The sequence below is a fragment of the Pseudomonas sp. MD195_PC81_125 genome (assembly GCF_014060985.1).
GTDB lineage: Bacteria > Pseudomonadota > Gammaproteobacteria > Pseudomonadales > Pseudomonadaceae > Aquipseudomonas > Aquipseudomonas parakoreensis.
Map to the genome: position 1 here is coordinate 1 of NZ_JABULD010000160.1, position 8,932 is coordinate 8,932.

At 62.4% G+C, this 8,932-nt stretch carries 4 protein-coding genes and 1 pseudogene; 3 read left to right on the forward strand and 2 right to left on the reverse strand.

Translation table 11 applies throughout. From position 1 onward, the window contains the following. Positions 1-77 precede the first annotated feature (77 nt). Both HT737_RS06910 and pap read right to left on the reverse strand, forming a co-directional pair. Positions 78-1,262 carry a thiolase family protein gene (locus tag HT737_RS06910; protein ID WP_145594212.1) on the reverse strand — a complete coding sequence of 395 codons (1,185 nt, stop codon included), beginning with the start codon at positions 1,260-1,262 and terminating at the stop codon, positions 78-80. A gap of 103 nt (positions 1,263-1,365) precedes the next feature. Beyond that, entirely contained in the window at positions 1,366-2,880 is a 1,515-nt protein-coding gene (gene pap, locus HT737_RS06915; RefSeq protein WP_041069320.1) for a polyphosphate:AMP phosphotransferase, read from the reverse strand. A 341-nt stretch (positions 2,881-3,221) separates the two neighbouring features. Here pap and mnmC point away from each other — a divergent pair, with 341 nt between their 5' ends. The 3 genes and pseudogenes from mnmC to ngg all read left to right on the forward strand — a co-directional run bounded on the left by mnmC (position 3,222) and on the right by ngg (position 8,876). Next, positions 3,222-5,201: a bifunctional tRNA (5-methylaminomethyl-2-thiouridine)(34)-methyltransferase MnmD/FAD-dependent 5-carboxymethylaminomethyl-2-thiouridine(34) oxidoreductase MnmC gene (gene mnmC / locus HT737_RS06920; protein ID WP_182401969.1), complete on the forward strand. Its 1,980-nt coding sequence runs from the start codon at positions 3,222-3,224 to the stop codon at positions 5,199-5,201. Positions 5,202-5,350: 149 nt separating this feature from the next. Continuing rightward, entirely contained in the window at positions 5,351-7,123 is a 1,773-nt protein-coding gene (locus HT737_RS06925) for an N-acetylglutaminylglutamine amidotransferase (protein WP_182401971.1), read from the forward strand. A 3-nt stretch (positions 7,124-7,126) separates the two neighbouring features. After that, positions 7,127-8,876 (forward strand): annotated as a pseudogene (gene ngg / locus HT737_RS06930) (N-acetylglutaminylglutamine synthetase). Positions 8,877-8,932: the final 56 nt, after the last annotated feature.

The following is an 8,932-nucleotide window of genomic DNA, read 5'->3' on the forward strand; positions in this document are numbered from 1 at the left end:
CCACAGGTGAATGCATTCCAATGTGGGAGCGAGCCTGCTCGCGAAAGCGGTAGATCAACCACCCCACCTTCCAGGGTTCAGCGCACCGCCTCAAACAACCCCGTCGCCCCCATCCCGCCGCCCACGCACATGGTCACGATGCCGTAACGCAGATTGCGCCGTTGCAACTCACGCACCAGATGTCCGACCTGCCGCGAGCCGGTCATGCCGAACGGGTGGCCGATGGAAATCGAGCCGCCGTTGACGTTGTATTTTTCGTTGTCGAGCTCCAGACGGTCGCGGGCATACAGGCACTGTGAAGCAAACGCCTCGTTCAGTTCCCACAGATCGATATCGGCCACTTGCAGGCCCTTGGCCTTGAGCAGTTTCGGCACCGAGAACACCGGGCCGATGCCCATTTCGTCCGGCTCGCAACCGGCCACGGTGAAGCCGCGGAAAAACGCCTTCGGCTTGAGCCCCAGTTGCAGGGCTTTTTCCAGGCTCATCACCAGCGTCATCGACGCGCCGTCAGACAACTGCGACGAGTTGCCGGCGGTTACTGAACCGTCCTCGGCAAACACCGGCTTCAGTCCGGCGAGGCTGTCATACGTGGTGTCCGGGCGGTTGCAGTCGTCGCGATCGACGATGCCGTCGAGGATCTGCACCTCGCCGCTGTTCTTGTCCTCGACCCGGTACTTGACCGCCATCGGCACAATTTCGTCATCGAACAGCCCGGCCGCCTGAGCCTGGGCGGTGCGCAACTGGCTTTGCAGCGCATAGCGATCCTGCGCCTCGCGACTCACGTCATAACGACGCGCCACCACTTCAGCGGTCTGCCCCATGGTGTAGTAGATGCCCGGCACTTGCTGCTTGAGCAGCGGATTGATCAGGTGATCGGTGTTGACGCTTTTCAGGGTCAGGCTGATCGACTCGACGCCACCGGCGACGATGATGTCACTGCAACCGGAAGCAATCTGGTTGGCGGCAATCGCAATCGCCTGCAAACCCGAGGAGCAAAAACGGTTGAGGGTCATGCCGGCCACATGGGTGCCCAGCCGCGAGAGCACCGCCACGTTGCGACCGATGTTGTAACCCTGCGCACCCTCGTTGGAGCCAGCGCCGACAATGCAGTCCTCGACGCTGGCCGGGTCAATGTCGTTGCGCGACAACAGCGCGTTGACGCAATGGGCCGCCATGTCGTCGGGGCGGGTCTGGTTGAACTTGCCGCGAAACGACTTGGCCAGGCCGGTCCGCACGCTGTCGACGATCACCACTTCACGCATGGCATACCTCAATTATTGTTGTCGGAGGAGAGTCAACCGAGGATAAGTCCACCCCGCCGCCGACCGCGACAATCATTCACCCCGCGTATGCGTGCCCATCGCCTCAGTCCTTGTGTTTTTTCGCGCGCTTGTCGGACTTCTCGAACGCCTCTTCGAGCGCGCGGTTGATCGTGCGCAGCACCTTGACCCGCGCCCAGCGTTTGTCATTGGCCTCGACCAGTGTCCACGGCGAAATCTCGGTGCTGGTGCGGTCGACCATGTCGCCCACGGCGGCGCGGTAGGCGTCCCACTTGTCGCGGTTGCGCCAGTCGTCCTCGGTGATCTTGAAGCGCTTGAACGGGATCTGCTCGCGAGCCTGGAAACGTTCCATCTGCGTGTCCTTGTCGATCGCCAGCCAGAACTTGACGACGATGACCCCGGCGTCCGCGATCTGCTCTTCGAAGTCATTGATCTCGCTGTAGGCGCGCAACCAGTCGGCCGGGCTGCAAAAGCCTTCGACTCGCTCCACCAGCACCCGGCCATACCAGGAGCGATCAAACACGGTGAACTTGCCGCGTGCCGGCAGGTGCCGCCAGAAGCGCCACAGATACGGTTGCGCGCGCTCTTCCTCGGTCGGCGCAGCAATCGGCACGATGCTGTACTGACGTGGATCGAGCGCCGCCGCCACCCGGCGAATCGCCCCGCCCTTGCCCGCCGCATCATTGCCTTCGAACACCGCCACCAACGCATGGCGACGCATGCGCTTGTCACGCATCAACCCGGACAGCCGCGCCTGCTCGGTGATCAGTTGTTCTTCGTAATCTTTCTTTTCCAGCTGCTGGTTCAGGTCGAGGCTGTCGAGCAGGTTGAGTTCGTCGACGGCAGTGCCCAACGGGGCGGCGTTGACCTCTTCGGTGTGCACCTCAGGACGCTTGAGCGCATTCTGCAAGCCCTCCAGCAGGATCTTGCCCACCGCGAGGCTGCGGTAGTTCGCGTCCATGCCTTCGATGATGTGCCAGGGCGCGTAGTCGCGGCTGGTGCGGCGCAACACGCGCTCGCCGTATTTGACGAACTTGTCGTAGGTCTGCGATTGCTGCCAGTCCAGCGGGCTGATGCGCCAACTGTGCAGCGGGTCGTCGGCCAGCGCCTTGAGGCGGGCCTTCATCTGTTTCTTGGACAGGTGAAACCAGAACTTGAAGATCAGCGCGCCTTCATCGCAGAGCATCTTTTCCAGACGCTCGGCGGCGTTGATCGCCTGATCCAGACGCGGATCCTTGAACAAACCATGGACTCGCCCCTGAAGCATCTGGCTGTACCAGTTGCCGAAGAACACGCCCATCCGTCCCTTGGCCGGGAGCATCCGCCAGTAACGCCACGCCGGTGGCCGTGCCAGTTCTTCATCGGTTTGCTGATCGAAAGTACGCACCTCAATCAGACGCGGATCCATCCACTCGTTGAGCAACTTGACGGTCTCGCCCTTGCCGGCGCCCTCGATGCCGTTGATCAGAATGATCACCGGGAAGCGCTTCTGCTGCTGCAATTCGAACTGCGCTTCCAGCAGTGCTTCACGCAAGGCAGGCACAGCCGCGTCGTAAGTCTCTTTGTCGATGGCATGGCCGATTTCGGCGGATTCAAACATGGGCACGGCTCCTTCCAGGATTCAGCAAGACTAGCGGATTGGGCATGGGTACGACGGAGAAATTCCGTTCCTTTTGGCTTCAAGAAAAACTCTGTGGTGAGGGGATTTATCCCCGATGGGCAGCGCAGCGGCCCCAAAACCATTCAACGCCAGATGCACGCTGGTCGCGGGATTGCGACTGCTACGCAGCCGATCGGGGATAAATCCCCTCGCCACAGGTTGCTCTGATCAGCGCCCAAATCATTGATTGTCTTCGAGGCTGCGCAGCCAGGCCTTGCCATGGATCAAGCCCCTTCCACCCAATCAGCTAGAATGGCCGCCTTGTCGTTGCCGAGCCTGCCATGAAACCTGTACTGCCCCACGCCCAACTCGACTGGGATGACCAGGGACGCCCGCGCTCGCGGGTGTTCGACGATGTGTACTTTTCCGACCAGTCGGGGCTGGATGAAACCCGTTACGTGTTCCTCGAACAGAATCGCCTGGCCGAGCGCTTTGCCGCGTTGCCGGCGCACGGGCGACTGGTGATCGGTGAAACCGGGTTTGGCACCGGGCTGAATTTTCTCTGCGCCTGGCAACTGTTCGAGCAGCACGCAGTAGCCGGTGCGCGGCTGCATTTTGTCAGTGTCGAAAAGTACCCGTTGAGTCCGGCGGATCTGCAGCGGGCTCTGGCCCTGTGGCCGCAACTCAAGCCGCTGGCCAATCAACTGCTGACCCATTACGTGGCAATCCATCAGGGCTTTCAGCGGATCGTCCTCGGCAACGGCCGGGTCACGCTGACGCTGCTGATCGGCGATGCGCTGGAACAATTGCCGCAACTCGATGCACAGATTGACGCGTGGTTTCTCGACGGTTTCGCCCCGGCGAAAAACCCCGACATGTGGACCGCCGAACTGTTCGTCGAACTGGCTCGACTGGCGGCGCCCGGCTCGACCATCAGTACCTTCACCAGCACCGGTTGGGTGCGGCGTCTGCTCAACGCCGCCGGGTTCAAGATGAAACGCACGCCGGGCATCGGCCACAAGTGGGAGATCCTGCGCGGCGAGTTTCTCGGCTGGCCGCAGGATGTCGCGCTCCCGCTGCCGGACAAACCGTGGTTCGCCCGCCCTGCTCCGCTGACCGCTGACCGTCGGGCGCTGGTGATCGGCGCCGGACTGGCCGGTTGTGCCACGGCCGCCAGCCTCGCGGCGCGCGGTTGGCAGGTCAGTCTGCTGGAGCGGCATGCCGAGGTGGCGCAGGAAGCGTCAGGCAATCCACAGGGCGTGCTGTACCTGAAGTTGTCGGCCCACGGCACGGCGTTGTCGCAACTGATCGTCAGCGGCTTCGGCTACACCCGCCGTCTGCTGGAAACCCTGCAACGCGGCACCGACTGGGACGATTGCGGCGTGCTGCAACTGGCGTTCAATGCCAAGGAAGCCGAGCGTCAGGCGCAACTGGCCGCGGCATTCCCGGAAGACCTGGTGCACTGGGTCGATCAGCCGCAAGCCGAGATTCAGGCCGGCATCGGTCTGGCCCATGGCGGTTTGTACTATCCCGAAGGGGGCTGGGTGCATCCGCCCGCGCTGTGTCAGGCGCAAGCCGCGCAAGCGAACATCGAACTGCTCAAGCATCACGATGCGCTGGAACTGCGCAAGGTCGAGGGACAGTGGCAAGCCCTCGACGGCGAACGGGTGCTCGCCAGCGCGCCAGTGGTGGTGCTGGCCGGCGCAGCGGAGATCAAACGCTTTGCGCAAAGTGTCGAGCTGCCGCTCAAGCGCATTCGCGGGCAGATCACGCGCCTGCCGCAAACCATCGCGAGCCAGGCGCTGCGCACCGTGGTCTGCGCCGAAGGTTATGTCGCCCCGGCACGTCTGGGCGAACACACGCTTGGCGCCAGCTTCGACTTCAACAGCGATGACCTGACACCGACCACCGCCGAACACCTGGGCAATCTGGCGATGCTCAAAGAGATCTCCAGCGATCTGGTAGCGCGTCTGCACATCAATGGGCTGCCCCCGGAAACCCTGGAAGGACGCGCCGCATTCCGCTGCACCAGTCCTGACTATCTGCCGATTGTCGGCCCCCTCGCCGACCGCGAAGCCTTCGCCGAGGCCTATGCCGCGTTGAGCAAGGATGCGCGCCAAGTGCCGGACATCGCCTGCCCGTGGCTCGATGGCCTGTACGTCAACAGCGGCCATGGTTCACGCGGGCTGATCACCGCGCCGCTGTCGGGCGAACTGCTCGCGGCGTGGCTGGACAACGAGCCGCTGCCACTGCCCAAAAGCGTCGCCGAGGCGTGCCATCCCAACCGTTTCGCGTTGCGCACGTTGATTCGCGGCAAATGAAAAATGGCGGCTGGCCGCTGGTCAGTCGCCGCCTCTTATAACTCATCGTTCTAAAACTCCCACATCTGCAGCGGGTCAGTTTCTGAGTACCGGCCATTTTGGCCAGACTTGAATCACCCCTCCCCAACGGAAAAACCGGTAAGGACTTTATGTGCGGATTAGCTGGCGAGTTACGTTTTGATCATCAACCTGCAGACCTTGCAGCGGTAGAGCGAATCACCCATCACCTGGCCCCTCGCGGCCCAGACGCGTGGGGCTTCCATGCCCAAGGGCCGATTGCCCTCGGCCATCGTCGCCTGAAAATCATGGATCTGTCGGACGGCTCGGCACAGCCGATGATCGACAGCCAGCTGGGCTTGTCCCTGGCCTTCAACGGCGCGATCTACAACTTCCCGGAACTGCGTGCCGAACTCGAAGCGCTCGGCTATGCCTTCTATTCCGGTGGTGACACCGAAGTGCTGCTCAAGGGCTACCACGCCTGGGGCGAAGCGCTGCTGCCAAAACTCAACGGCATGTTCGCCTTCGCCATCTGGGAACGCGATGCGCAGCGCCTGTTCATCGCTCGTGACCGCCTCGGCGTGAAGCCTTTGTACCTGTCGCGCACCGGCCAGCGTTTGCGCTTTGCCTCGGCCCTGCCGGCGCTGCTCAAGGGCGGCGACATCAACCCGATCCTCGATCCGGTGGCGCTCAATCACTACCTGAATTTCCATGCAGTGGTGCCGGCTCCACGCACTTTGCTCGCGGGCATCGAAAAGCTGCCACCAGCGACCTGGATGCGCGTTGAAGCCGATGGCCGCACCGAACAGAAAACCTGGTGGACCCTGCCCTACGGCCCGCACGACGACGAGAAAAACCTGACCCTCGAAGACTGGCGCGACCGCGTGCTCGACAGCACCCGCGAAGCGGTAGCGATTCGTCAACGGGCGGCAGTGGATGTCGGCGTGCTGCTGTCCGGCGGTGTCGATTCGAGCATGCTCGTCGGCCTGTTGCGTGAAGTCGGTGTGGAAAACCTGTCGACCTTTTCCATCGGCTTCCAGGATGCCGGCGGCGAGCGCGGTGACGAGTTTCAGTATTCCGATCTGATCGCCAGACACTACGGCACGCAGCACCATCAATTGCGCATCGACGAAAAAGAGATCATTGAGCAACTGCCCGCTGCGTTCCGCGCGATGAGCGAGCCGATGGTCAGCCACGACTGCATCGCCTTCTATCTGCTGTCGCGCGAAGTGGCCAAGCACTGCAAAGTGGTGCAGAGCGGCCAGGGCGCCGACGAACTGTTCGCCGGTTATCACTGGTACCCGCAGGTCGACGGTGCGGCCGATCCCTACGCGGCCTATCGCGCGGCGTTCTTCGACCGCAGCTACGACGACTATGCCGCCACCGTGCAGCCGAAATGGCTGACCGCGAATGACGCCGCTGGCGACTTCGTGAAAGAGCATTTCGCCCAAACCGGCGCCGAGGCCGCGGTCGATAAAGCCCTGCGTCTGGACAGCACGGTGATGCTGGTGGACGACCCGGTCAAACGCGTCGACAACATGACCATGGCTTGGGGTCTGGAGGCGCGCACGCCGTTTCTCGACTATCGCCTGGTTGAGCTCTCCGCAAGGATTCCCGGTCAGTTCAAGCTGCCGGACGGTGGTAAACAAGTGCTGAAAGAAGCGGCGCGTCTGGTGATTCCAAGCGAAGTGATCGACCGCAAGAAAGGTTACTTCCCGGTGCCGGGCCTCAAGCATTTGCAAGGCGACACCCTGAACTGGGTGCGTGAACTGCTGCTGGATCCGAGCCAGGATCGCGGCCTGTTCAACCCGGCCATGCTCGACAAACTGCTGACGGATCCGCAAGGCCAACTGACGCCTTTGCGCGGTTCGAAACTGTGGCAACTGGCGGCCCTGAACCTGTGGCTCAGTGAACAAGGAATCTGATTGATGAAACCTCACGCCACGGCTATCAATCAACGCCTGTTGCGCGGCCAGACACCGTCGTATGAACGCTTGCAGGCGCGTCTGGCCGAAGACGGCAGCACACTGGGCGCCGACCCCATTGCCGTGCATTGCGGCTGGGGCCGGGCTGCTGATCGGTCACACCTTTCCTGATCCGGCGACACTGGCCCAGGAACTGCTCAACGAGCAGCCCGGCGAACGCGATATCGCTCTGTACGTTGCCGCACCGCAACAGATTCTCGGGCTCGAACCGACGCAACTGTTTCTCGACCCGTCCGATACCCTGCGCCTGTGGTTCAGCGATTACCGCCAGGCCACCCGCGTGTTTCGCGGCTTCCGCATTCGCCGCGCGCAGAGCGAAGCGGACTGGCAGGCGATCAATCTGCTGTATCAGGCACGCGGCATGTTGCCGATCGATGCCACGCGACTGACTCCGCATCATCAGGGCGGCCCGGTTTATTGGCTGGCCGAAGATGAAGACAGCGGCGCAGTAATCGGCAGCGTCATGGGCCTCAATCATCAGAAAGCCTTCAACGATCCGGAACACGGCAGCAGCCTGTGGTGCCTGGCGGTGGATCCGCAGTGCTCGCGGCCCGGCGTCGGCGAAGTGCTGGTGCGGCATTTGATCGAACACTTCATGAGTCGTGGCCTGAGTTATCTCGACCTGTCGGTGCTGCACGACAACCGTCAGGCCAAGAATCTCTACGCCAAACTCGGCTTTCGCAACCTCTCGACCTTCGCCATCAAACGCAAGAACGGCATCAATCAGACGCTGTTCCTCGGGCCCGGGCCGGAAGCCAATTTCAACCCTTATGCGCGGATCATCGTCGAGGAGGCGCATCGGCGAGGCATCGACGTGCAGGTGGACGACGCCGAAGCCGGGCTGTTCACCCTCAGCCATGGCGGACGTCGCGTGCGTTGCCGCGAATCGCTGAGCGACCTGACCAGCGCGATCAGCATGAGTCTGTGCCAAGACAAAAGCCTGACTCACAAAGTGTTGAAAGGCGCCGGCCTGAAGCTGCCCTCGCAGCAACTGGCGGGCAACGCCGACGACAACCTGGCGTTTCTTGATGAGCATCAGCGGGTGGTGGTCAAGCCGCTCGACGGTGAACAGGGCCAGGGCGTGGCGGTGGATTTGCAGAGCATTGAAGAGGTGCAGCAGGCCATCGAAGCCGCCAGGCATTTCGACAGCCGCGTGCTGCTCGAAAGCTTCCACGAAGGTCTCGATCTGCGGATTCTGGTGATCGGTTTTGAAGTGGTGGCGGCAGCGATTCGTCGTCCCGCCGAGGTGGTGGGTGACGGCCATCATTCGATCGGTGCATTGATCGAGGCCCAGAGTCGACGCCGGCAAGCCGCCACCGGGGGCGAGAGCAAGATCCCGCTGGACCACGAAACCCAGCGCACCCTGCACGCGGCCGGTTATGACTACAGCACTATTTTGCCGGCGGGCGAACACCTGTTTGTGCGCCGCACCGCCAATCTGCACACCGGTGGCACGCTGGAAGACGTTACGGCGATTCTGCACCCGACCCTGGTCGATGCCGCCGTCCGCGCAGCGCGGGCGCTGGACATTCCAATGGTCGGCCTCGACTTGATGGTGCCGGCAGCGGATCAAGCGGAGTACGTGTTTATCGAAGCCAACGAACGCGCCGGCCTGGCCAATCACGAGCCGCAGCCGACGGCGGAGCGCTTTGTCGATCTGTTGTTTCCGCACAGTCAGCCGGCTGTTTCTTGATTCTGCTTTGTCTTGGCTGATGTCTTCGCGAGCAAGCTCGCTCCCACAGGGGAAMA

What these genes read in the sequence shown, in the direction of transcription:
- HT737_RS06910 (WP_145594212.1), bottom strand. Translation starts at nt 1,262, where the DNA reads ATGCGTGAAGTGGTGATCGTCGACAGCGTGCGGACCGGCCTGGCCAAG.
- pap (WP_041069320.1), bottom strand. Translation starts at nt 2,880, where the DNA reads ATGTTTGAATCCGCCGAAATCGGCCATGCCATCGACAAAGAGACTTAC.
- mnmC (WP_182401969.1), top strand. Translation starts at nt 3,222, where the DNA reads ATGAAACCTGTACTGCCCCACGCCCAACTCGACTGGGATGACCAGGGA.
- HT737_RS06925 (WP_182401971.1), top strand. Translation starts at nt 5,351, where the DNA reads ATGTGCGGATTAGCTGGCGAGTTACGTTTTGATCATCAACCTGCAGAC.